Raw genomic sequence first — 24,415 nt, forward strand, 5'->3', positions numbered from 1 at the left:
GAACCAAGGAGATGCATCTCATGCGAAAGTGGCTTACCCCTTTGCTGGCAACGCTGCTCGCCGTCGCACCGATGGCGCATGCGACCGACGCCGCACGCTGGACCCCGGCCGAAGCCGACGCGTGGTATTCCAGACAACAGTGGCTGGTGGGCGCGAACTACACCACCTCCAACGCCATCAACCAGCTGGAGATGTTCCAGGCCGAGACCTTCGATCCGGCAGCCATCGACCGCGAACTCCGCTGGGCGCACGAGCAGTTCGGCATGAACACCATGCGCGTCTACCTGCATGACCTGCTGTGGCAGCAGGACCCGCAGGGCCTGCTGAAGCGCATCGACACCTTCCTGTCCATCGCCGAGAAGAACGGCATCCGCCCGATGCTCGTGCTGTTCGACAGCTGCTGGGACCCGGATCCGGTGCTCGGCCCGCAGCGCCGCCCGATTCCCGGCGTGCACAACTCCGGCTGGGTGCAGAGCCCGAGCCGCCACATGCTGGTGGACCGCGCCAACGACGCGCACTTCCAGGCCTATGTGGAGGGCGTGATCGGTCACTTCGCCAACGACACGCGCGTGCTGGCCTGGGACCTGTGGAACGAGCCGGACAACCCCGGGGGTGGCAACTACATGGACAAGCAGCTGCCGGGCGAGCAGGAACGCATCGCCGAACTGCTGCCGAAGATCTTCGACTGGGCACGCGCGAAGAAGCCGGTGCAGCCGCTCACCAGCGGCGTGTGGATCGGCGATGACTGGTCGCCGGGCGCCGCATCGCTCACCGCGATCCAGCGCACGCAGCTGGAGCAGTCGGATGTGATCACCTTCCACAACTACGAGCAGCCGGAGGCATTCGTTGCCCGCATTGCACAGCTGCGCAGGTACGGCCGCCCGCTGATCTGCACCGAATGGCTGGCACGCGGCGCAGGCTCGAACGTGGACACGATCCTTCCGATCGCCCGCCGCGAGAACATCGGCATGATCAACTGGGGTTTCGTGGACGGCGCGATCCAGACCCGCTTCCCGTGGGACAGCTGGCAGCGCCCCTACACGATGGAAGCCCCCACCGTGTGGTTCCACGATCTGCTGAAGGCCGACGGCACGCCCTACCGGGCACGCGAAGCCGAGCTGTTCCGCAGGCTGGCCAAGACCCCGCGCACCTCCGTTCCCGCTTTCTGACCCTACTGGCGCCCGCCTTCGCATGAAGGCGGGCCACTCAACCGCGACTGCTTTCCGGAATCCGGAGATACCGCCATGACCGCTCGTTCTTCCCGCACCGTGCTTTCCCTGGCCATCCTTTCGGCCCTCGCCCTGCCCTCTCTGGTGCAAGCGCAGGAGGCCGGCTCGCAGGAGGCCGTCAACCTGGACACGGTCACCGTGACCGCGCTGCGCCAAAGCCTGCAGACCGCCCAGTCGATCAAGCAGGAGGCGGAGATGGTCGTCGATTCGATCGTTGCCGAAGACATCGGCAAGCTGCCCGACAACAGCGTGGCCGACGCCCTGCAGCGCGTTACCGGCGTGCAGGTGGCGCAGGGCAACCAGGGCGAGACCACCGGGGTGGTGATCCGCGGCCTGCCGAACGTGATCAGCACCCTCAACGGCCGTGAGATCTTCAGCAGCTCCGGCCGCGGCTACGCCTTCCAGAACCTGCCGGCCACCGCCATCAAGAGCCTGAACGTCTACAAGAGCAGCGAGGCGAGCCTGCCACTGGGCGGCATCGCGGGCCTGGTGGACATCCAGCTGCGCCGCCCGCTGGATTTCGACGGTGCCGAGATCGCCGGCACCGTGACCGGTACGCACAGCAAGTACGGTGGCGACATCGATCCCTCCGCCAGCCTGCTGCTGAGCAACCGCTGGGACACCGATGCCGGCGAGATCGGCGCCATGGTCAACTTCGGCTATGTCGGCAAGCGCTACGCGTACGATGCGGTGTGGGGTGACTTCCCGAAGGTCCTGGAGAATCCGGATGGCACGCCGGCGCGTACCGATGACGGCAACCTGATCGCCGCCCCCAATGGCTGGGGCACCAACTACAACCATGGCGACCGCAAGCGCAGTGCGTTCAACTATGCCCTGCAGTGGAAACCCAGCGAACGCACCGAGGTCTATGTCGAGGGCCTCTATGATTTCGTGCGAGACGATTATGACCAGGCGTTCCTGTTCAGTTTCCCGGTCGGGGTGGTGCCGCCGACGGGGCTGCAGGTCGGCGACAACTGCTATGCCAACCGCCTGGACGGGCCGCTCTCCGGCCAGACCATCTGCGACGCCACCGCAGGTACATGGACCGGCGACAGCTATGCCGCCAGCAGCACCCAGGCGCACAAGCAGCGCGGCCAGGACATCCAGAACGCGCTGGGCTTCAAGTGGCGCGGCGACCAGCTGCGGCTGTCCACCGAAGTGACCCGTACGTCCGGCTACTACCGCGATGAGAACTTCATCATCGACACCTTCCTGGCCGGGCCGATCACCACCGTATGGGACGGCACCTCGGGCAAGCACCAGAACTGGCACCTGGCCGGCAACCCGGCCATGGATCCGTCGCGCTTCTACCTCAATGGCCTGTTCCAGACCTGGGGCGAGTCGCGCGGCGAGGAAAACAGCTGGCGCGGCGACGGAACGTTCGAGTTCCTCGACGGCCCGATCGCCAACCTCCAGTTCGGCCTGCGCTATGCCGACCGTACCGCCAGCGCCAAGGGCAGCGTGGAAATCAGCACGCCGCCGCCAGGCGGTGCCGGTACGGGCAACATCACCGCCTCGCCCAACCCGGCCAACCAGGTGGTGGGGCTGTTCCCGGCCAGCAGCTTCTTCTGCAGCAAGCGCGGCAACTCCGCACTGAGCCAGTCGTTCCTGACGCCCTGCTACGACTACCTGATCGACAACGCCGACGCGCTGCGCCGTTACTACGGTCTGCCGGACGGACTGGCGGCGGAGAATCCCGGCCGCTTCTTCGATATCGAAGAACGCAAGAGCGCCGGCTACCTGCAGGCGAAGTACGACTTCGATCTGGGCGGCCTGCGCGTGGATGGCCTGGTAGGCGTGCGTGCGGAGAAGATCAAGCGTGAACTCAACGCCTTCTCGTTCGACGCGGGCACGGGTGTCTACAGTGCCATCACCCGCAGCACGCAGGACACCAATGCCCTGCCCAACGCGAGCCTGAACCTGCACTTCAACGATGCCTGGCAGCTGCGCGTGCTGGCGGCCAAGACACTGAGCTATCCGGACTTCGGTGCCTTGAACCCGTCGATCTCGCTGAATCCCGGCACCGTCAACCGTGCGGGCGTGGCCAGCAGTGGCAACCCCGACCTGAGCCCGATCAAGTCGACCAACTACGACATGTCGCTGGAGTGGTACTTCTCCCCGGTGGGCTACGTCAGTGCGGGTGTGTTCTATCGTGACATCGATGGCTACATCCAGAACTACATCACCAATGTGGTCATCGCCGGAGAGGACTACGAGCTGTCATCCCCGCAGAGCGCCGGCAGCGGCCATCTGCAGGGTGTCGAGCTGGCCTACCAGCAGACCTTCGACTTCCTGCCCGGCGCCTGGAGCGGCCTGGGTGCGCAGTTCAACTACACCTACATCGAAGGCGATACCAAGTCTCCGGAGTTCCTTGGCGGGCCCGTGATCTCGCGGCCGCTGCAGAACGTCTCGAAGAACAACTACAACGCCGTGCTGTTCTACGAGAACTTCGGCCTGAGTGCGCGCCTGGCCTACGGCTACCGCAGCCGGTACATCGATTTCTTCACCCAGCCCACGGTCGCCGGAACGGAGGACCAGGTCGAGCCGGCCAGCTCGCTGGACTTCTCGATCAGCTACGACGTGACCCCGCGCGCCACGGTGGTGTTCTCGGCCACCAACCTGCTGGGCAACAACCTGCACCAGTACTGGGGCAGCGGCAACACGCGGCCGCGCGACATCCGTTACCAGGACAAGACCCTGGGCATGGGCTTCCGGTTCAAGCTCTGATGAGGACGCTCCCCCACATGCCTCACACCCTGCACCCGTCCTTTTGTCGGATAATAGGAGTGACCGCAGCCTGCGGTGCACCAAGCCAAAGGGATGCCTGTGAAACCGATCGAGGTACGCAACCTCTACGACCAAGTGGCCCAGGAGATCGGGCAGCGGATCATCAGCGGCGCACTTCAGCCGGGCGAATTCCTGCCCAGGGAAGAGCTGCTGTCACAGACCTTGTCCGTCAGCCGCTCCGCCCTGCGCGAGGGACTGAAGGTGCTGGGCTCCAAAGGGCTGATCGAAACCCGGCAGAAAACCGGTTCGCGGGTGCGCGACCCGCGTCACTGGAAGCAGCTGGACAGCGACATCCTGGCGTGGCGCTGCGCGCTGATGCCCACCCAGGACTTCGTGGAAAAGCTGGTGGAGATGCGCGAGGTGATCGAACCGGCGGCCGCGGCTTCCGCAGCCGAGCGGCGTTCGCCCGCGCAGCTGGCCAGGATCAAGAGCGCGTACCAGGCCATGGCCGATGCACCGGACCAGGATGCGTGGGCCAAGGCCGACCTGATGTTCCACGAGAGCGTGCTGGAAGCCACCAACAACGAACTGCTGGCATCCCTGTTCTCGGTCATCGACGCGGCGCTGGGCACCTTCTTCCTGCTCTCGGCGCAGACCGCGCAGGACTTCAAGTACTCGCTGCCGCGCCACTTCGACGTGTACGACGCCATCCGGCAGAAGCAGCCGGACGCGGCGCGCGCCGCCATGCTGGACATGATTGCCGACTCCCGCGCCAATCTGAAGGGCGCGCGGCTGTCCAGAAAACCCCCACGCTGAAGGAAACACCATGAGCACCGCCTGGATGCAACCCCTCCCCTTGGTTGCCATCCTGCGCGGGCTCACCCCGCAGGAAGCGCCCGCCATCGGCGCGGCGCTGGCCGAGGCCGGCTTCCACATCCTGGAAGTCCCGCTGAACTCGCCGCAGCCGCTGCAGAGCATCGAACTGCTCGCAAAGCAGCTCGGCGATCGCTGCCTGATCGGTGCCGGCACCGTCCTGTCCACCACGCAGGTGCAGGACGTGAACAATGCCGGTGGCCGGCTGGTGGTGATGCCGCACGCGGACGTGGAGGTCATCGCCGCCGCCCACGCCAGCGGCATGGTCTGCACGCCTGGCGTGGCGACGCCCACGGAAGCCTTCGCCGCCCTGCGGGCCGGTGCGGATGCACTGAAACTGTTTCCCGCCGAACAACTGCCACCTCCGGTGCTGAAGGCGTGGTCCAGTGTGCTTCCCGCCAGCACGCCGCTGCTGCCCGTCGGCGGCATCACCCCGGAGCGCATGGCCGCCTACCGCCAGGCAGGTGCCGCCGGCTTCGGTATCGGCTCCGCCCTGTATGCCCCCAAGACCCCCGCGGACGACGTCGCACGCCGCGCGCGCGCGTTCATCGACGCCTGGAACAGAACGAACACGGACTCCCCCGCATGAAGATCACTGCCATCACGACCTACCTGGTGCCCCCGCGCTGGCTGTTCGTCCGCATCGATACGGACGCCGGCATCTGCGGCTGGGGCGAGCCCATCGTCGAAGGACGCGCGCACACCGTGGCGGCGGCCGTGGAAGAGCTGTCCGACTATCTGGTCGGCAAGGACCCCCGGCACATCGAAGACCACTGGAACGTGCTCTATCGTGGCGGCTTCTACCGTGGTGGTCCGATCCTGATGAGCGCACTGGCGGGCATCGACCAGGCGCTGTGGGACATCCACGGCAAGGCACTGGGCGTGCCGGTGCATGCCCTGCTGGGCGGCCCCGTGCGCGACCGCATCCGCGTGTACTCATGGATCGGCGGCGATCGGCCGGCCGACACCGCCCGTGCCGCCCGCGACGCCGTGGCACGCGGTTTCACTGCGGTGAAGATGAACGCCACCGAGGAAGTGCAGTTCGTCGATAGCCATGACAAGGTCACGCGGGTACTGGAGAACGTGCAGGCCGTGCGCGATGCGGTGGGCCGCGATGTGGGAGTGGCCGTGGACTTCCATGGCCGCGTGCACAAGCCGATGGCCAAGGTGCTGATGCGCGAGCTGGCGCCCTTCGGGCTGATGTTCATCGAAGAGCCGGTGCTTTCCGAGCACCTGGAAGCCATCCCGGAACTGGCCGCCCTTTCGCCCGCGCCGATCGCGCTGGGCGAACGCCTGTACTCCCGCTTCGACTTCAAGCGCGTACTGCAGACCGGCGGCGTGGACATCCTGCAACCGGATCCATCGCACTCGGGTGGCATCACGGAAACCCGCAAGATCGCGGCCATGGCCGAAGCCTACGACGTCGCCATCGCTCTGCACTGCCCGCTCGGTCCGATCGCGCTGGCGGCCAACCTGCAGCTGGATGCGGTCTGCTACAACGCCTTCATCCAGGAACAGAGCCTGGGCATCCACTACAACGCCAGCAACGATCTGCTGGACTACCTGGTGGACCGCGCGCCCTTCGAGTACAGGGAAGGCTTCGTCAGGATTCCCGACGGCCCGGGGCTGGGCATCGAGATCAACCAGGCCTACGTTGACGAGCGAGCCGCCGAAGGCCACCGCTGGCGCAACCCCATCTGGCGCCATGCCGATGGCAGCGTGGCCGAGTGGTGAGCGCCATGACCGATCAGGCACGTTATCCCAGCCTTGAGAACCGCGCGGTGCTGATCACCGGTGGTGCCACCGGCATCGGCGCCGCCTTCGTCGAGCACTTCGCGCGGCAGGGTGCGAAGGTCGTCTTTCTCGACATCGACGACAGCGGCGCCCAAGCACTGCTGGAAAGCCTGGGCGACATTGCGACTGCCCCGCGCTATCTGCATTGCGACATCACCGATATCGAGGCACTCCGGTCCGCCATCGCCCACGCGCGGATCCTGGCTGGACCGTTCTCGGTGCTGGTCAACAATGCCGCCAACGATGCTCGTCATGCCCTGGCCGACACCGGCATCGCGGACTTTGAACGCAGCATGGCGGTGAACCTGCGCCACCAGTACTTCGCCATCCAGGCGCTGGTGCCGGACATGCGCGCCCTCGGCGGCGGTTCGATCATCTGCCTGGGTTCGACGGGCTGGATGATCAAGAACAGCGGGTATCCGCTGTACGCGGTGGCCAAATCCGCGGTCCACGGCCTGGTCAACGGCCTGGCCCGGGAACTGGGGCAAGATCGCATCCGCATCAATGCGCTGGTACCGGGCTGGGTGATCACCGAGAAGCAGCAGCGGCTGTGGCTGGACGCGGAGGGCGAAGCACAGCTGCGTCGTGCGCAATGCCTGCCGGGCTATCTGCGCGCGGAGGACCTGGCGCGCGCCGCCCTGTTCCTGGCCGCCGATGACAGCCGCATGTGTACCGGCCAGGACTTCATCATCGACGGAGGCTGGGTGTGAGCGGGTCCGCCACTGTCGCGGTGCCGGCCGCAAACACCCTGGGCGAAGGCGTGCTGTGGTGTGATCGCGAATCGGTGGTGTACTGGACCGACATCGCGCAGGCGCAGCTGTGGCGCTATCGCCCCGGTGACGGCGCGCTCACCCGCTGGCCGATGCCGGAGCGGCTGGCCGCACTGGCATTGTGCGAAGCCGAAGGCTGGCTGCTGCTGGCGTTGGCGTCGCGGCTGGCATTCTTCCATCCGGCGCGCGGCGAGCTGCGTGACGTGCTTGTGCTGCCCGACACAGGGGCGCGTCTGCGCGCCAATGATGGCGCCTGTGACCGCCAGGGCCGCTTCGTGTTCGGCATGCTGCATGAGCCCACGAACGGTCCGAAGCAGGCCGTCGCACCCTTCTACAGGCTCACCGCCGAGCTTGTGCTCGAGACGCTTCCGCTACCGACCGTGGCGATTGCCAACAGCGTAGCGTTCAGTCCAGACGGCCGCACGATGTACTTCTGCGACTCGCTGCAGAAGCAGATCCTGCGTTGCGATTACGGCGACAGCCCGGGTGCGGTAACAGTGTTCGCCGATCTGCGCGCCGAGGATGGCGAGCCCGATGGCAGTGTGGTCGATGCTGAAGGCGGACTCTGGAATGCCCGCTGGGGCGGTTCGCGCGTGGTGCGCTACCGGCCCGATGGCCGGCAGGACCGTACACTTTCCGTCCCGGTCGCGCAGCCCACCCGCCCGGTCTTTGGCGGCAGCACGCTGCGAACGATGTTCATCACCAGCGCGCACGACGGCCTGGACGCGGCCGCGCGTGCGCGCGACCCCTTCGCCGGCCATCTGTTCGCCACCGACGCCGGCATCGCCGGCGTTCCCGAACCCCGGTTCGCCGGCAACCCCAATGACGTGCCGCCGTGCCCACAGCGCGGACCCATCGCGGAGCTTCCATGAGCCTTTCCACCCTGGATATCAGCATCGTGCTGGCCTATCTGGCTGGCATCTTCATCCTCGCGCAGTGGGTTTCCCGCGAGAAGGCCGGCCGGCAGAAGTCGGCCCAGGACTACTTCCTGGCCAGCCGCAGCCTGCCGTGGTGGGCGATCGGTGCCTCGCTCATCGCGGCCAACATCTCGGCCGAACAGATCATCGGCATGTCCGGCTCGGGCTATGCCATCGGCCTGGCCATCGCATCCTATGAATGGATGGCGGCGATCACGCTGCTGATCGTCGGCAAATGGTTCCTGCCGATCTTCCTGCGCAACGGCATCACCACCATGCCGCAGTTCCTGCAGGAGCGCTACGGCAACCGCATCCGCACGCTGATGGCCGTGTTCTGGCTGGGCCTGTACGTATTCGTCAATCTCACCTCGATCCTGTGGCTGGGTTCGATCGCCATTGCCGGCGTGGCAGGCCTCAACCAGGACGTGGCGCTGGTGCTGCTGGGCGCCTTCGCACTGGCCTATCAGCTGTATGGCGGCCTGAAGGCGGTCGCGCTGACCGACATCGTGCAGGTCTCGCTGCTGGTTCTGGGTGGCCTGCTGGTCACCTTCATCACGCTGGGCCAGATCGGCAACGGCAGCGTCACCGACGGCTTCATGCAGCTGTGGCAGCAGCATCCCGAACGCTTTGAAATGATCCTCAGCAAGGACAACCCGCTCTACAAGGATCTGCCCGGGCTGTCGGTGTTGCTGGGCGGCATGTGGATCGCCAATCTCAGCTACTGGGGTTTCAACCAGTACATCATCCAGCGCGCACTGGCCGCCAAGGATCTGCGTGAGGCGCAGAAGGGCGTGGTATTCGCTGCGTTCCTGAAGCTGCTCATTCCGGCCATCGTGGTGCTGCCCGGCATCGCCGCGGTCATGCTCGCCCCCGGCCTGGAACGCCCGGACGCGGCCTACCCGACGATGCTGGCGCTGCTTCCCAGCGGCATCCTGGGCCTGGTGTTCGCCGCGCTGGTGGCCGCCATCGTTGCGTCGCTGGCATCGAAGATCAATTCCGTCGCCACCATCTTCACGCTCGACTTCTATGCCAAGCGCGCGCCCGATGCCTCGGAAGCCAGACTGGTGCGTGTTGGCCGGTTCGCGGCGTCCGTCTCGATCATCGTGGCGGTGCTGACCGCACGCCCACTGCTGGGCGGGTTCGACCAGGGCTTCCAGTACATCCAGGAGTTCACCGGCTTCTTCACCCCCGGCATCGTGGTGATCTTCCTGCTGGGCCTGTTCTGGAAGCGTGCGAACGAAGCCGGTGCGCTGGCTGCGGCGGTCGGCTCCTTCGTACTGTCGCTGGCCCTGAAGCTGCTGTGGCCCTCGCTGCCCTTCATGGACCGCATGGGCGTGGTGTTCCTGGTCACGCTGTTGCTGGGCGTAGGCGTCGCGCTGGGCACCCGCGCCAGTGGCGATCGTGATCGTATCCGCACCGACGATGTGAGCTATGCCACCGCCCCATCGTTCAACGTCGCTTCGCTGGCGGTGCTGGCGATCCTGGTGGCCCTCTACGCAACCTACTGGTGACCTCGATGCGCCTGACTGTCCGACACGCATTCGCTCTGCGCAGTGGTATGCGCTGCCTGGCACTGCTGGCCCTGACCGGGTTCGCCTCTGTGCTGCACGCAGCGGAGATCACATGGACCGGCACCGCCACCGTGGCCGCCCGCAACGCGGGCTGGGGGCGATTGGCGCAGCTGCCGGATGGCCGCTGGCTGGCAGTGACCACGCGCTTCAATGAAGGGCAGCCGACCACCCTGCAGCTCTCGATCAGCAGTGACCGGGCCCGCAGCTGGGCGCCCTGGTCCGACGTGGCCGAGCCCGGCCGGATGATCGACAACGGCGAACTGCTGGTGCTGCCGGAGGGGCGTGTGCTGCTGGCGATGCGTTCGCTGGTCGAAGGCGTCTCCTACCGGCTGCATCTCTATGCCAGCGACGACCTTGGAGCACACTGGACCTTCCTGAGCACCCTCGCCGGCAACGAGGCACCGAACGGGCGCAAGGACCGCGGCGTGTGGGAGCCGGTGTTGACGCGCCTGGACGACGGCACGCTGTCGGTGGTGTATGCCGATGAAGCCCGTGCCGACGAGCATCCGTCCTACAACCAGGTCGTTTCACAGCGCCTGTCCAACGATGGCGGGCGCACCTGGGGACCTGTGATGACGATTGCCGAACAGCCCGGCGGTGGGCAGCTCCGGCCCGGCATGCCCGTCATGGCACGCCGCCCCGCCGGTGGCTACCTGATGGTGTTCGAGACCTGCGGCGATGACCCGCAATGCCCGGTGTCGTACAAGGTCTCGACGGACGGGCGGACCTGGCCGGCCGGCCTCGGTACGCCGCTCGCCGACCAGCGCTGCGGCCCCCACGTCATGACCAGTACGCGCGGGGTGATGTTCGTGACCTCGTGCCTGAACGAAGTCAGCTGGAGCGAGGACAGCGGATCGAGCTGGCGCACGGTGACGCCTCCCGCATGGCCGCTGGGTTTCCGCCATTCCTGGCCCGCCGTGGTCGAGCTCGGCCCTGCGGAGATCGGCGTCGTGAACGTGGTGGACGGCGCAGTGCAGATCCGTTTCGGGAGCTACTAGGGGGGGCGCATGCGGGGCAACCCGGCAGGACAAGGCTGCACATGCGGTGCATTCACGCCATGTTGGCGCAATGTTTCCGTAATACCTTGCCAGCGCCCTGCCCTTTGCGCCTTCTGGAAGGGCCGCCTCCCGCCCATTCCTGGACGCCACCGATGCACATCCTGCTGGTCGAAGACGAGCCAGAACTGGCTGCGGCCCTGAAGTCCGCACTGCAGCGGGACCATCATGTGGTGGACCTGGCAGATACCTTCGGACTTGCCCGGGAGGCTGCATTGCACGGGGCACACGAATTGATCCTGCTGGACCGGACGCTTCCGGATGGGGATGGTCTCGCTCTGATACCGCTGCTGCGTGCACGCAACTGCCTCGTGCCCGTCATCGTGCTGAGTGCCTTGGGTGGCCTGCCAGATCGGGTCGAGGGCCTGGACGAGGGTGCGGACGACTATCTCGGCAAGCCCTTTGCACTGGAAGAACTGTTCGCGCGCATACGCGCCGTCGGCCGTCGGCCCTCCGGGATCCAGGAAGAGTCGATCCGCGCTGGCGATCTGCTGTTCGACCCGATGACAGGTGAGGCTACCGTCCGCGGCGAGCGCCTGGAGCTTCCCCGGCGCGAGATTCGGGTGCTGACCGTGCTGACCCGAAGGCTGGGGCGTACCGTGCTGCGGGAATCCATCGAGATGGCGGTGTATGGCTTCGACGACGGCATTCATTCCAACACGCTCGATTCACACGTATCACGACTGCGCAGGAAGCTGGCTGACGCCGACGCGGGGGTGGAGATCCATGCGATCCGTGGCGTCGGCTACCTGATGCGGGAGCGCACGTGAGCAGGCGACAACCCTCGCTGAAATGGCCGCTCATCATCAAGCCCCTCATCCTGCATCTGTTGGCGCTGCTGATCGCATTCTTCACACTCCTCATGGTGCTGGTTCGCATGGACAGCGGCGGCTACTACACGCTGCAGACCTTTGCCCCGATCGCCGCCAACGCCGTGCTCCGCGACAACCAGGGACGGCTCTACGTACAGCGCACGCATGAACTCGACGAACTGCTGAAAGTGGCGCCAGGTGCCTGGTTCGTCGCCGAGGATGAGCAGGGACAGACGGTCAGTTTCGGAAACGTCCCGCCGACCTATGCGTCGTTGATCGGCAGGCTTCGGGGCGTTCCGTTCGGCGACCTGCGCGGCCACGAGCGTGGCGACGGACTGGCCATTGTGATCCGTCGGCACACCGGCCCGGCCGGCAAGCTGACCATCATGGCCCATGGTGAAACCGATTCACTCACCTGGCAGATGGCGATCGCGGCGCATGTGTTCACTCTACCCATCTTCGTGCTGCTCGCGCTGGTAACGCTGATCGCCACCCCGTTCATCGTACGCAAGGCGCTTGCAGGGGTTGAACGGATCGCCCTGGAGGCCAAGCATATTTCGGCGAGTCGGCGCGGGATCCGCCTGACCGAAACTGCCGTGCCAGTGGAGATCGCGCCCTTGGTAGCAGCCGTCAACGAGGCACTGGACCGGCTTGATGACGGTCACGAGCGGCAGCAGCGCTTCATCGCTGCTGCCGCACATGAACTGCGTACACCGATCGCCATTCTTCGGGTGAAGATCGAAGCAGCCGACGATGTCACCTCGCGCAGCCTGTCCGTGGAGGTCGCGCGTCTGGCCACGCTGGCGGAGCAGCTGCTGGACCTGCACCGGCTGGATAGTGTCGCGCATCTGGAAACCATCCACCTCGCCCGCCTGGCCAAGCGCGTCGTTGCCGACCTGGCCCCGCTGCTGATCCAGTCCGGGCGCACGGTCGCCGTGGTGGTCGAACCACACCATCCCATACAGGGCGAGACAGGTGCGGTCGAACGCGTCCTGACGAACCTGGTGTTGAATGCAGCGGAACATGGTGGACGCAACATCACTGTGCGGGTACAGGGAACACGCCTGGAGGTGGAGGACGACGGCCCTGGAATACCGGAGGCCGAGCGCGAGCGCGTATTCGAGCCCTTCCAGCGCCTGCGGCCGCGCCAGACCGGCGCAGGACTTGGCCTGAATCTGGTACGGCAGGTCCTCGAGCGCCATCGCGGCCATGTCACGATTCTCGATGCGCCAGGCGGCGGTGCGCTGATCCGCGCCGAGTTCCCTGCGCATCCTGCCGGCGGGAACCTCGCGTCAGGTCACCCGCTGTAGCCCGTTGCGGCGGCGCAGAGGATTCCTGGGGATGTCCCATTCCGGGTTCCGGGCTGACGCAACCCTGGCGCAATGTTGGCTATCCAGCATGACCTTGATCGGCGCGCATGCGTCGCGATGTCGGGTCACGAAAGGAAGCCACATGTCTGACGGCAGCGCCGCACGCGGCGACGCACGCGCCACGTCCTCCCGTGCGCACGAGGCCCCCCCGGCCCTGACTGCTGCGGCCTGGAGGCGCCGCCCGCGGAAGGCGGACACGTGGGGCCTGGAGCATTGGCCGGATTGGCTGCGTGTGATACCCGACAGCGCACGCGGCCAGGTGCTGATTCATCTGTTCGGCGGGCTGTTCTTCGCCCTCCCCGGCGCAGCGCTGGTCATTTGCATCGGCGTACGCGGGTCTTCCGGGCTCGCGCTGGCTGTCCTGCTGTACGTGGCGGCGCAGGCGTTCCTGCACGGACTGCGTGCTGTCCGCGGCGCGGGCGAGAGCACGGTATCTGGCCCGCTGGTGCTGCTGGATCGCCATTTCCCCCATCTTTCGATGGTCTCATTGATGGTGCCGTTGGCCGCACTCGCAAGCACGGATGCCAACACGGCGACGCTGCTCGCAGGCGGTGTGCTGGCCGGCCTGTCCGTCCCCGTGCGGACCGCGTTCGTCCGCCCCCGTCATCTGTTGCTGCACCCTGTCCTGCAGGTAATGGCGACTGCCGTGATGCTGGGCTGCATCGCACTGCTGAGCGTGGACATGGCCCCGTTCGCGCAGTACCTCACAGGCGCCGGCGTACTGGTCTACCTGGGCGGGCTGGCCCTGCAGCGGCGGCACCCCCTGTCCCCGGCAGGCGTGACATGGTCGGGCCTGATGGTGGTTGGGGGCCTGCTGCATTTCATCACGATCGCCCTACTCGGCATCTCTGCGGCTGCCTGAGCGCAGCGATCACGCAAGGTTCGCGCAATGCAGCGCGGCAAGACTCGGTGTCCGCAGGTGCATGTCCCCATGCGCCCTTCATCACCGATGCAAGGACACCCGATGATCTGCTGCTTATGGATGTCGCCGTCATGACGCGTCCTGCTTCCACGCGTCGCCGACGCAGGCTGTTGATCGGCGGTGCAGCGCTGCTCTGCGTCCCCGCTCTGCTCTACATGTGGCTGGCACCGCCAGCACCACCGGAACTGGAACGCGCTGCGGTCACCCGTGGCGACATCGAACAGGTCGTCGAAGCCACTGGAACCCTGAAGCCATCGCGTCTGGTCAGTGTAGGCGCCCAGGTTTCCGGACGCATCGAAACGCTGCATGTGAAACTGGGCGACAAAGTAAAGGCAGGTGATCTGATTGCAGAGATCGATTCACGAACGCAGCGCAATGCCCTGCGCAGCGCGCAGGCGGCCGAGCGCAGCGCCCGCGCCAACCGCCAGGCGCTGTCCACAGAGCTGGCACAGCAGGAACTGACGCTACGGCGGCTGCGGCAGCTTGGCGCAGCGCAACTGGTGGCCAGGGCAGATGTCGACGCCGCGCGGGCCCATGTTGACGCAACACGTGAACAGATCGATGCCCTGGACGGCGAGATCGTACAGCGCCTGACAGACGTGGACAGTGCGCAGACCAGCCTGGGTTATACGCGCATCACCGCTCCGGCCGACGGCATGGTTCTGGCCGTGGTGGCCCGCGAGGGCCAGACGGTGAACGCAGTACAGAGCGCCCCCACCATCATCATCCTTGGCAACCAGGACACGATGACGGTCTATGCCGAGATCTCGGAGGCCGATGTCGTTCGTACCGCTCTGGGCCAGGAGGCGTTCTTCACCATTCTCGGAGATGCAGGCCGGCGCTACACCAGCACCCTTCGCGACATCGCGCCGGCCCCCGAATCGATCACCCGGGAGGACACCTCCAGCCTGTCTTCACCGGCCCTGTCCGGCAATGCCAGCCGTACGGCGATGTACTACAACGGCCAGTTCGACGTGGACAACAGCGATGGTCGCCTGCGCAGCTACATGACCGCCCAGGTCCGCATCGTGCTGGGGCGCTCGCGCAACGTGCTGACCATACCTTCCGCGGCGCTGGGTGCACGGGGCGCAGACGGCAGCTACACGGTGCAGGTGCCATCCGCCAGTGGCCATCCGGTCCCCCGCCGCATCACCATCGGGCTGGACGATCAGATCAGGGTCGAGGTGAGGAGCGGGCTGCGGGAAGGCGAGCAGGTCGTCCTGGGCCAGGCGGATGCTGACGGCGCGACGCCGGCCACGGCAGGCAAGGCGGACTCCCCGCCGGCGCAATCATGATGGCGGACCAGTCGCAGCCGGGCCCCCTGCTGTGTGTGCGCGGACTGCGCCGCGAGTTCCCGGCGGGCGAGCAGACACTTGTGGTCCTGGACGGCGTCGACCTCGACATCCATGCCGGTGAGCTGGTCGCCATCATCGGCCAGTCCGGCTCGGGAAAGTCCACGCTGATGAACATTCTCGGCTGCCTCGACCAGCCTACGGCGGGCACCTACCAGGTGGACGGCCGCAAGACAGCGGACATGGAGGCCGGCGAACTGGCTGCGCTGCGCCGCCAGCACTTCGGTTTCATCTTCCAGCGCTATCACCTGCTCAACGAGCTGTCCGCGATCAGCAATGTCGAGGTCCCGGCGATCTATGCCGGCATGCCGACCGCGTCCCGTCACACGCGGGCGGCACAGCTGCTGGTGCGACTTGGCCTGGGCGACCGCATGGACCACCGCCCGGGCGAGCTCTCCGGCGGCCAGCAGCAACGCGTATCCATCGCACGTGCATTGATGAACGGCGGAGAGGTGATATTCGCCGATGAGCCGACAGGTGCGCTGGACACGCAATCGGGCAAGGAGGTGATGAAGATCCTTGGCGAACTGCATGCGGAGGGCCACACCGTGGTTCTGGTTACCCATGACCCTGCCGTAGCCGAGCACGCCCAGCGGATCATCGAGATCAGCGACGGCCGCATCGTTTCGGACCGCCGTACCCGCACCGCCGCGATGTCATCGAACGGTGCTGCGCAGCCGCTTGCTGCGCAGGCGGAGGGTGGTGGCCTGCAGGCCGTGCGCGACCGCTTCGGAGAGGCCTTCCGGATGGCGCTGCGGGCCATGAACGCCCATCGCATGCGCACGTTCCTCACCATGCTTGGCATCATCATCGGCATTGCTTCGGTGGTATCCGTAGTGGCGCTGGGGACCGGTGCACGCCAGGCGATCCTGTCCAACATCGCGTCGCTGGGCACCAACACCATCGAGATCTATCCCGGCGCGGGCTTCGGTGACGTGCGCGCCGCGCAGGTGGAGACGCTTACTCCGAGTGACAGTGTGGCCCTGGCCGGGCAACCCTTCATCGACAGCGCCACACCCGGTGTGGCGACCACCGCGACAGCCATGCGTGGCAACCGTACGGCCAGCCTCCAGATCCACGGTGTCAGCGAGCAGTATTTCCGCGTGCGTGGGCTGGAACTGGGCGAAGGCAGCTTCTTCACGCGGAACGCCGTGGACGGCTACCAGCAGGTGGCAGTGATTGACATCAATACCCGCAACCGCCTGTTCGGGCCAGGTGAAGACCCGATCGGGAGAATACTGCTGGCAGGCAATGTTCCGCTGCGCGTGGCCGGGGTGACGAAGAAGGATTCGGCCGCCGTTGGCGATGGCTCGGTGCTGAGCATCTGGGTGCCCTACACAACCGTCATGGCGCGCATGCTCGGCCAGAGCCATGTCTCCAGCATCACCGTGCGCGTGTCCGATGCGATCAGCATGCAGGCTGCCGAGGCCGCGATTACCCGCGTCCTCGGCCAGCGCCATGGCACGCGTGACTTCTACATGAGCAACAACGCGCAGATCCGCAAGTCGATCGAACAGACCACGGGCATCCTCACGATGATGATCAGCTCCATTGCCGCCATTGCGCTGGTAGTAGGCGGCATCGGCGTGATGAACATCATGCTGGTCTCGGTCACCGAGCGCACTCGGGAAATCGGTGTCCGCATGGCCGTCGGCGCGCGACGCGGCGACATCCTGCAGCAGTTCCTCATCGAATCGGTGCTGGTGTGCCTGCTGGGTGGTGTGCTGGGCATCGTGGTCGCGCTTGGCCTGGGCCTGGCTATGGAACTGGCCAGGGTCGGCTTCAACCTGGTGTTCTCCTTTGCGTCCATCCTTGCGGCATTTGCCTGCTCGAGCGCCATTGGCGTGGGCTTCGGCTTCCTGCCGGCCCGTCGTGCTGCGCAGCTCGATCCTGTCGAAGCATTGATCCGTTGACGTCGACGGCGGGAAATCACGGCAGATTCGCGCAATGTTCGCAGCGTCTACTGTCGATATCAAACAACGCCGCACAGGAGCGGGAAATGATTCTGAAGACAGGACGTATGGCGCTGCTGCTGGGTGCAGCCGTGCAGCTGCTGGTGGTGCTTCCGTACGCGGGGGACGCGCACGCCCAGCATCGTGATGGCTATCGCGGAGAGTGGAGCCATGGCTACGCGCAACGCGAGCGCGAGGAGCGGGAACGACGCGAGCGGGAACGGGACCGCCGCGACGACGCCAAGGCCAAGGGCATCGTGGTAGGTGCGGTGGGCGCTGCGGTGGTTGCCGGAGTGATCGCTGCCGCCGCCAAACGCGAACGCGAAAACCGGGAGCGTGCCGATTACTGCATCAGCCGCTACGGCAACTACGATCGGCGCACGGATACCTATCGTGGCGGCGACGGCTACACATACCCCTGCCGCTGATCAACACAACACTCATCAAGGGAGAACTGACTCATGAAGAAGACCGGACTTCTGATCGCGCTGTGTGCGATGCCTGCCCTCGCCCATGCCGCCGGCAAGGACCCAAGGCAGGCCTACGTCGATTCCACGTTCTCGGCAATGGACGCCAACGCCGATGGCCGCGTCGACAAGCTCGAGTACGCGAAGTACCAGAACGCACGCTTCAGCAAGCAGGCCGATTCCATCGATGCAGCCTTCAAGGCAATGGACAGCAACAAGGACGGCAGGATCAGCAAGGATGAGGCTGCCATCGTGCCCGAGATCGCCAAGTATTTCGCGGGACTGGACGTCAATGGCGACGGCTACCTGTCACTGGCTGAAATGCAGCAGGCGATGGTGGCGGCACAGACAGCCGATGCCCCGGTGAAGTAGGCCGGGTGGCAGGTCCGGGGCCGGACGTTGATCCAGGCCCCGGACCCGCGCCGGGGGCGCGAGGCAGCCCGCCCATCACTTCTGCTTGAACACACTCCTGCGCCCGATGACCACATCCTTGCCCGTCGTCGGCCTGGCCAGGCCCGGAATCAGGAAATCGGTCGCGCTGCGACCGTGCCGGGTCTTGTCCGCAAGCCAGCGCGGCATGCGCCCGCGACCGGTCCAGGTATTCCGCCGGTTCTCGGGGTCGCGATATTTGGGTGCGACCTTGCCTGTCTTCCGGCGCCTGCGGGAAGCGCCGCCCGCAGGCACGGACACCGCGCTGGCGCCGGCGAACAGTTCCTCGATTGAATAACCGCATTCTGCGGCGGCGGCGACCAGTTCACGCCTGACGACGGCCGCGGAACGTCGCTGTGCGAGCAGCTGCAGCCGCCGCTCGGCGGCCGCGATGAGTGCCTTCAGCTGCCGCTCGTCCAGCGCCTTGATATCGATATGCATGGCACGCAGCGTGGTGGGGGCGCCGTGACCTGTCAAGGGATGCTCCGCGGGTGCCGCACCCGGATCGCCGACCGGGCTCAGAACGAGACCTGCGCCCGTACGCCGACAGTATTGCCGGAATCCGGCCCCTGGGCATTGCCCACCTTGTTGTCGGTCTTCCAGTGAACGTAGTTCAGCATCAGGCGTGACCAGTTGTTGAGGTACCAGTTGAGCCCGAGCGTCCATGCCGTGCCCTCGCCGCCGCGCGCAGCATCAAGGAAGTCGTAGCGGTCATAGCGGGCCGCCAGCTCGAAGGCGCCGATGCCGCCTTCCTGCACGGGGCGAAGTACGCGCGTGGTACCCCATACGCCGGATCGGCTGCTGAATCCGGGACGCTCGCCGGTGATCAGCCAACCTGCGTAGACCGATGTGGCCTGCTGGTCGACCGGGTCGACCGTGCGCGACTCGATGGTGCGCGTGGTGTGTTCGGCAAAGGCCCACACCGGGCCGTACACCCCGCCCAGTTCCAGGCCCCAGGCGCGGTTGTCGGTGACGTTGGCGATGGAACTGGCCGATACGCGCACGTTGCTGTTCCAGCCCAGTGCGATCGGCGAGGTCTTGTTGATGCTGCCGATGTCCTGGCCGAGATCCTCGTACCAGTACCAGCCGCCCAGGTGCAGGAAGCCGGCCTGGCCACGCAGCGGGTTCCAGTGCGCGCGCAGCAGATACGCAATCGTGTCGCTGGCCGTGCTGTCATTGCCGATATCATCGCCGGTCACCGCGACGCTGGCATGCCAGCCATCGCCGATCACCTTGGTGGTGACGCCCAGTCCGTAGTACCCGCTCTGCTGGGCGCCCACCGAGGCCACGGCATTGCGCTGCATGAAAGGCGTGTTCACTCCACTGGTGCCACCGTCGAGGCCACGGTCCTTGAGCTTGTTGCCCACGTAGATCTCTGTCGGCAGCCCTCCCATCCGCGTGTCCCAGGACAGGTAGGTGTCCTTCAGTGATACCTCGTTGCCAGCAAAGTCCGCATCGATCTTGTAGCCCAGCGGTCCCATCTGTCCCTCTGCACCCAGGCGGCCGCTGGCCAGATCGGTGCCGGTGACGTTGCGCGCGTCGAATCCGGATCCGTGGGTGGTGCTGAAATCCACCAGCACGCGGCCACGGGGATGGAAAGTGAACTGGCCATCACTGCTGCGCAGCTCGGGCCCACCCTTGCGCCAGCGCACATTGCCATCGCCTCCCCCACCAGTCGCGGCAAGCTGGGCCACCTGTGCCTGCAGAATGGCCAGGTCGTCCTGCCGGGTGTCGGCGATTGCGGCGGCTACCTGCGCGTCAACGTTGGCGTCGCTGCCGGGCACTGCGGCAGCGCCCTGCGTTCCCCCTTCCAGCGCAGCCAGGCGTGCGCTCAGCTGCTGCAGCAGGGTTGCCTGTTCGCGCAGCTGTCTGGCCTGCTCCTGCACCTGTGCACGCAACCCGGCTTCGGTATCGCTGGCCGCGGCCAGCACGGAGGGTGACGCCAGCAACAGGCCGCCGCCGGCAGCCGCGGCGAGCGCGGCACGCTTCAGTGAATTCATGGAGTTCTCCCGAATGAAGTACGGTGCGCGGCTCAGTCGCCCGCGCCATCGTCGTCCAGCGCAGGCTGGGGCTGAGGTGCAGCGGCCGGCATCGCCAGGCCACCGTTCGGGGGCAGCCGCGCAGGCGCTGGCCCGAGGTAGCCGTGGCTGCGTGCCCAGTTGGCGAAGAGCCGCGGCCACTGCGCCACCAATGTGCCGGGCCGGCCCAGCCCCCAGCTGTGGCCTCCGGCCTCGAACAGATGCAGCTCCACCGGAATACCCGCTGCATGCGCGGCCTGGTACATCGCCACGCTGTGGCCGACATCCACGATGCGGTCATCCACGGCCTGGGCCAGGAACACCGGCGGCATTTCCTTGCGGATGTGTTCTTCGACCGAATACGCCTGCTGGGCGTCGTCCTGGCTCGCCAGCTCCCGCTTCGACCGGGTCTGGTCCAGCGGCGCACGCATTGAAACGACCGGATAGATCATGCCGAGGAAATCCGGCCGCGCCGACAGCTGGTCGGCCGCATCTACCGGCGCATACAACGGGGCATCGAAGCGCGTGGCGACGATCCCGGCCAGGTTGCCTCCAGCGGAAAAGCCCAACGCGCCGATGCGCTCCGGATCGACCCCCAGGCTGGGCGCCTGTGCGCGCATCAGCCGCATGGCGCGCTGGCCATCCTGGAAGGGCGAGACAGGTGCCCATCCATCGGCAGGCAGCCGGTAGTAGACAACCGCAGCCGTGACCCCCAGCGACTGCAGCCACTGCGCCGTCGGCTTGGCGGCGCTGCCGATCTGGATCCGGAAGTAGCCGCCACCGCCGAAGATCACCACCGCGGAGCCGTTCGGCTTCAGCGGGCGATAGATTTCCATGCGCGCATCGCTGATGCCCGAGACCGCGCCCTTCGCACTGCCTTCGATCCCGATCCGTTCCGGGCCACGCGCGCGTTGCTGCCAGTGGTCCTGCGGCCACAGCGGAACCACCTCGGGTGCAGGCACCGACGATGCCGCCGGCGCCGCACCCGCAAGCAAGGGATTCAGCAGCAACACAAGCACTGCCAGCCTGCGCAGTCTCCCCATGTACAGACTCATCTCACGCCCCTCCCTTCGGCCTTCACGGGACGAAGTGTGCGTCGAGTCGCGCGGGGGGCCTATAGCCGGATGGGACTAGCTGTATCGTCCATTTTTGTGTGCACTGCAACATCGTGCTGTGCCCCGCCGATGTCCGTGGCGGACGCAGCCAACGCAGGCATCGACTTCGCCAAGCGAATGATCTCCGCTGGAAACGTGGCGTAATCGTCGACCGGGAAGGCATGGCTTTCCCTGCGCTGGATCAGCCGGACCGCGACGATGCGCTGCTCCGGTACGACCACCAGGTGCTGGCCAAGATATCCATTGGCGGCGTAAGCGCTGACCGGACCACGCTGGGATTGGAAAAGATCGGCGATCTTCAGCCCGCGGCCGGTGATCTCGGTGGCGTACAACGGCTGCCAATCGTCGCCCAGCTGCTGGCTGAGATGCGCCATCAGCGCCGACTTGCTGGCAAAGGTACTGCCTTCCGCCGCCAGCAGCGCATGCTGAAGCCGGTCAGATACGCCGCGCTCCCGGAGCGTGCGCTGCGCATCCTTCCGCAGCGTGTATCGCTCCCATTCCGGCAGCCGCCACCACAGTAATCCGACGTCCGCAGACTGCGTACTCTCGACGGTCATCAAGGAGATCGCGTGTTCGCTCATCAGGCGCGTTCCGTCCTTGGCCACGCCGCCATCGAGCATCAGCTGACCAATGGCGGCCAGGTCCCGGGCTGACAGGGAGAGCCCGGCCATGCCCAAGGGCGTGCCCGCTTCATCCTTCATCCAGTCGTAGCGCGTGATCCCCAGGGGCCTGAAAAGGCGCGCCTCCAGATAGGCATCCACGGGCTGGCCGGCCAGGCGGGCAATGATGCCCGGCAGAAGATTGGTGGCCTTGTTGTTGTAGGAGAACGCGCTGCCGGGCACGGACGTGATTTCCGCTGCGAGCGCGAGCTGCACGAGATCCGGCGCAGATTCCAGCTCGACCCCCGCGTTGGGAACGTTCTGCAGGCCGGAGGTATGCTCCAGCAACATCCTTACCGTGATGTCCCGCTTCTGGCCCTGGCGCCATTCCGGATAGATCGCACTGACCGGTTCGTCCAGCGACGCAAGCTTCCCGTCATCGAGCAGCAGGCCGATCGCCAGCGCCATGATCGACTTGGTGGCCGACATGAGGTGAATCGGCTCGCTGGTCGAGGCCACATCCAGCAGTGGAACACCGTCCTTCTGGATCAGCACAGCGTCGGAATGGGCAGCACGCCCGTTACGCTCGATATCCGCCAGCACATCGGCAGGCGACTGCCTGGCCTCGGCGAAAGGACAGTACAGCGCGAACGCCAGCAATACGGACGCCACGTGTCGGACGGCAGACAAGGCAATGCTCCTTCCTGGGACATGCGGTCAGAGTGGCGATGGAGGCAGATCGCCTGCAGTGCCTGAAGTCATGGCTTCAGCACGACGTGCCTACCGCGCCGCGGTACTGCCGGGAACGCACGCCGGCGTCCAACCACTGGCGCTGAACAGCGCCTCTGCGGTTTCGGGCCTTACATCCAGCAGCTCGGCGATGGCCTTCTGCCTGTCGTCGGCGCGGTTGACGTACGCCCGCGCGATGCGCTGCCCGATCCAGTAACCCAGATCGCCGCGGCGGGTGTCGTCGCCAGGGCCGTTGTACAGCCACCGCGACAGGTCGGTGCTGTCGCGCTGCGCGACGAATTCCCGCTCCAGGGCGCATTCGCGCCCTGCGGCCCAGCGCCGCAGATGGCTGTTGGCGGGCTGCCCGGAGATCAGTTCACCCACATACTCTGCACCGCCCTCCAGCAGCGTCTGGTACAGCAGCGTAGGCGCCGGTACTTCAACAGCGGCGCCGTGCTGTTGCACGTGCACATACTCGTGCGCAATCAGGTGCACGAAGCGTTCCGTCACATCGGCCTGCATCCAGTCCGCATTGCAGAGTGTCTCCAGGCCGATCACCACGCCGTCCGGCGTGGTAACGCCACCGGTGGTGCCCCGTCCGACGAGGAGGGTGACCGGAGGAAAACGGGCCGACGGCACGATCTCGCCGAGATTCCGCAGCGCACGGGCCACTCCGCTGCGGATGCCCGGCAGTGCCGCAGCACACGTGCGCGCCTTCACATACAGCGCCGGCTTCTGCTGGATTGCATCGGCAAGCCGCTGCATCGAGCCGATACGCAGTTCGCTGAACTGATGCAGCGCATCGCTGCCCGGCTCCAGATAGCGGCGCTGCAGCAACAATGCATCCGGCCTGCCACCGCTGGCGTCCATCACCGCGAAGAAGCGTGTCACATCATCGGTTCGCACGATGGGCGCGCGCGCCCGAGTCTCCGCCTGTGCGGCTGTCGCCAGCGAGGCTATTGCCAGCCCACCGGCGATCCATCTGCAGATGACCGATGCCATCGACCGCCGCGTCCGGCGTCTACTGCGCACCGGCTTCCGGGGCCAGCGTATGCACCACCCTGCCCTGTGCATCGAGGAACTCGATGGCACCATGGCCATCGGCAGTGACGGTCAGGCGCAAGCGGGTCCGGTCCTGCTTGTCATTCAAGGCGATGGCCGGCGTGCCGTCGGCGCCCACCACCATCTGGATACGCGTCGGAACCTGCACCCCCGGTACCAGCTTGTTGCCCAGTGCGGCATCGCGGATCGGCGGCGGTGCCTGGTTGATCGAGAAGCGGACCTCGCCATCGGGCGATACCCGCCAGCCGATCGCATCCATGGCCGGGTGATCCAGCGCCAGCACGGCCATCCCGCCCTCGATGTCAGCGGTGCCGAACCCGCCGCGCTCACTGCCCTTGTCGTCGTACAGCACCATGCCCGCGACGTTGAACGCGCGCTTGTACTGGATGCCATCGATGATCGGTGCCGGCGTCTGCCCCGACAGCGTCATGCGGATCACGCCCTTGTCATCCACGATGTCGATGCGGCGGGCTGTGATCCGCTCGCTGTCAGGACGTTCGACGCGAGTCTGCGGCGAGCGGTCGACAATCAGCCGCTGCAACTGCTCGGCCGACGGGCGCTTGGTGCTCTCGTCTGACTCGGCCCAGGCATTGCCGGTCAGCATCGCGGCCAGTGCAAGGGCAAGGCATCCAATCGGTTTCATGCGAGTGTG

At 66.3% G+C, this 24,415-nt stretch carries 22 protein-coding genes; 16 read left to right on the top strand and 6 right to left on the bottom strand.

All coding sequences use genetic code 11. From position 1 onward, the window contains the following. Positions 1-20: 20 nt before the first annotated feature. The 16 genes from AC5P5M_RS11500 (at position 21) to AC5P5M_RS11575 (ending at position 18,183) form a co-directional block, all read left to right on the top strand. Positions 21-1,169, top strand: coding sequence for a cellulase family glycosylhydrolase (locus tag AC5P5M_RS11500; protein WP_111187013.1), 1,149 nt, complete (start codon positions 21-23; stop codon positions 1,167-1,169). A 75-nt stretch (positions 1,170-1,244) separates the two neighbouring features. Next, on the top strand, positions 1,245-3,956 hold the full coding sequence (locus tag AC5P5M_RS11505; RefSeq protein ID WP_495205902.1) for a TonB-dependent receptor: 2,712 nt from the start codon (positions 1,245-1,247) through the stop codon (positions 3,954-3,956). A 99-nt stretch (positions 3,957-4,055) separates the two neighbouring features. Continuing rightward, positions 4,056-4,772 carry a FadR/GntR family transcriptional regulator gene (locus tag AC5P5M_RS11510; RefSeq protein ID WP_229765774.1) on the top strand — a complete coding sequence of 239 codons (717 nt, stop codon included), beginning with the start codon at positions 4,056-4,058 and terminating at the stop codon, positions 4,770-4,772. Between the two features lie 10 nt (positions 4,773-4,782). Then, complete coding sequence (locus AC5P5M_RS11515; protein WP_476341453.1) at positions 4,783-5,418, top strand: 2-dehydro-3-deoxy-6-phosphogalactonate aldolase; 636 nt, start codon at positions 4,783-4,785, stop codon at positions 5,416-5,418. Then, entirely contained in the window at positions 5,415-6,563 is a 1,149-nt protein-coding gene (gene dgoD, locus AC5P5M_RS11520) for a galactonate dehydratase (protein ID WP_065182278.1), read from the top strand. The genes AC5P5M_RS11515 and dgoD overlap by 4 nt, the downstream gene beginning before the upstream one ends. Before the next feature lie 5 nt (positions 6,564-6,568). After that, the gene (locus AC5P5M_RS11525) at positions 6,569-7,333 is read left to right on the top strand and encodes an SDR family NAD(P)-dependent oxidoreductase (protein ID WP_180875194.1); all 765 of its coding nucleotides are present in this window, start codon (positions 6,569-6,571) and stop codon (positions 7,331-7,333) included. After that, the gene (locus tag AC5P5M_RS11530) at positions 7,330-8,265 is read left to right on the top strand and encodes an SMP-30/gluconolactonase/LRE family protein (RefSeq protein WP_495205903.1); all 936 of its coding nucleotides are present in this window, start codon (positions 7,330-7,332) and stop codon (positions 8,263-8,265) included. The genes AC5P5M_RS11525 and AC5P5M_RS11530 overlap by 4 nt, the downstream gene beginning before the upstream one ends. Further along, a complete protein-coding gene (locus tag AC5P5M_RS11535; RefSeq protein WP_495205904.1) occupies positions 8,262-9,821 on the top strand; it encodes a sodium/sugar symporter in 1,560 nt (519 codons plus the stop codon). The genes AC5P5M_RS11530 and AC5P5M_RS11535 overlap by 4 nt, the downstream gene beginning before the upstream one ends. Positions 9,822-9,826: 5 nt before the next feature. Beyond that, a complete protein-coding gene (locus tag AC5P5M_RS11540) occupies positions 9,827-10,879 on the top strand; it encodes a sialidase family protein (protein ID WP_495205905.1) in 1,053 nt (350 codons plus the stop codon). Positions 10,880-11,031: 152 nt separating this feature from the next. Further along, positions 11,032-11,706, top strand: a complete 675-nt coding sequence (locus AC5P5M_RS11545) for a response regulator transcription factor (protein ID WP_053515840.1) — start codon at positions 11,032-11,034, stop codon at positions 11,704-11,706. Further along, positions 11,703-13,058 carry a sensor histidine kinase gene (locus AC5P5M_RS11550; protein WP_495205906.1) on the top strand — a complete coding sequence of 452 codons (1,356 nt, stop codon included), beginning with the start codon at positions 11,703-11,705 and terminating at the stop codon, positions 13,056-13,058. The genes AC5P5M_RS11545 and AC5P5M_RS11550 overlap by 4 nt, the downstream gene beginning before the upstream one ends. A gap of 88 nt (positions 13,059-13,146) precedes the next feature. Then, positions 13,147-13,980, top strand: a complete 834-nt coding sequence (locus tag AC5P5M_RS11555) for a hypothetical protein (protein ID WP_495205907.1) — start codon at positions 13,147-13,149, stop codon at positions 13,978-13,980. Positions 13,981-14,111: 131 nt separating this feature from the next. Continuing rightward, positions 14,112-15,335, top strand: a complete 1,224-nt coding sequence (locus AC5P5M_RS11560) for an efflux RND transporter periplasmic adaptor subunit (RefSeq protein WP_053515933.1) — start codon at positions 14,112-14,114, stop codon at positions 15,333-15,335. Continuing rightward, entirely contained in the window at positions 15,335-17,305 is a 1,971-nt protein-coding gene (locus tag AC5P5M_RS11565; RefSeq protein ID WP_495205908.1) for a MacB family efflux pump subunit, read from the top strand. Before AC5P5M_RS11560 ends, AC5P5M_RS11565 begins: the two co-directional genes overlap by 1 nt. An 86-nt stretch (positions 17,306-17,391) precedes the next feature. After that, the gene (locus tag AC5P5M_RS11570; protein WP_053515847.1) at positions 17,392-17,772 is read left to right on the top strand and encodes a BA14K family protein; all 381 of its coding nucleotides are present in this window, start codon (positions 17,392-17,394) and stop codon (positions 17,770-17,772) included. Positions 17,773-17,805: 33 nt separating this feature from the next. Beyond that, the gene (locus AC5P5M_RS11575) at positions 17,806-18,183 is read left to right on the top strand and encodes an EF-hand domain-containing protein (protein WP_053515849.1); all 378 of its coding nucleotides are present in this window, start codon (positions 17,806-17,808) and stop codon (positions 18,181-18,183) included. A 75-nt stretch (positions 18,184-18,258) separates the two neighbouring features. Here AC5P5M_RS11575 and AC5P5M_RS11580 read toward each other — a convergent pair whose 3' ends face one another. From AC5P5M_RS11580 to AC5P5M_RS11605, 6 genes are all read right to left on the bottom strand, one after another. Next, a complete protein-coding gene (locus AC5P5M_RS11580) occupies positions 18,259-18,681 on the bottom strand; it encodes an H-NS histone family protein (protein WP_053515935.1) in 423 nt (140 codons plus the stop codon). A gap of 77 nt (positions 18,682-18,758) precedes the next feature. Next, a complete protein-coding gene (locus AC5P5M_RS11585) occupies positions 18,759-20,240 on the bottom strand; it encodes an OprO/OprP family phosphate-selective porin (protein WP_346480257.1) in 1,482 nt (493 codons plus the stop codon). Between the two features lie 32 nt (positions 20,241-20,272). After that, positions 20,273-21,313, bottom strand: a complete 1,041-nt coding sequence (locus AC5P5M_RS11590; RefSeq protein ID WP_495205909.1) for an alpha/beta hydrolase — start codon at positions 21,311-21,313, stop codon at positions 20,273-20,275. 59 nt (positions 21,314-21,372) lie between these two features. Beyond that, positions 21,373-22,662 (bottom strand): serine hydrolase domain-containing protein, encoded by a 1,290-nt coding sequence (locus AC5P5M_RS11595; RefSeq protein ID WP_495205910.1) that lies wholly within the window; start codon positions 22,660-22,662, stop codon positions 21,373-21,375. A 90-nt stretch (positions 22,663-22,752) separates the two neighbouring features. Continuing rightward, entirely contained in the window at positions 22,753-23,703 is a 951-nt protein-coding gene (locus AC5P5M_RS11600) for a DUF2268 domain-containing putative Zn-dependent protease (RefSeq protein ID WP_053515855.1), read from the bottom strand. Positions 23,704-23,722: 19 nt separating this feature from the next. Next, entirely contained in the window at positions 23,723-24,406 is a 684-nt protein-coding gene (locus AC5P5M_RS11605) for a hypothetical protein (protein WP_495205911.1), read from the bottom strand. Positions 24,407-24,415: the final 9 nt, after the last annotated feature.

The organism is Stenotrophomonas sp. YJH_SMC_106-19 (assembly GCF_059368375.1).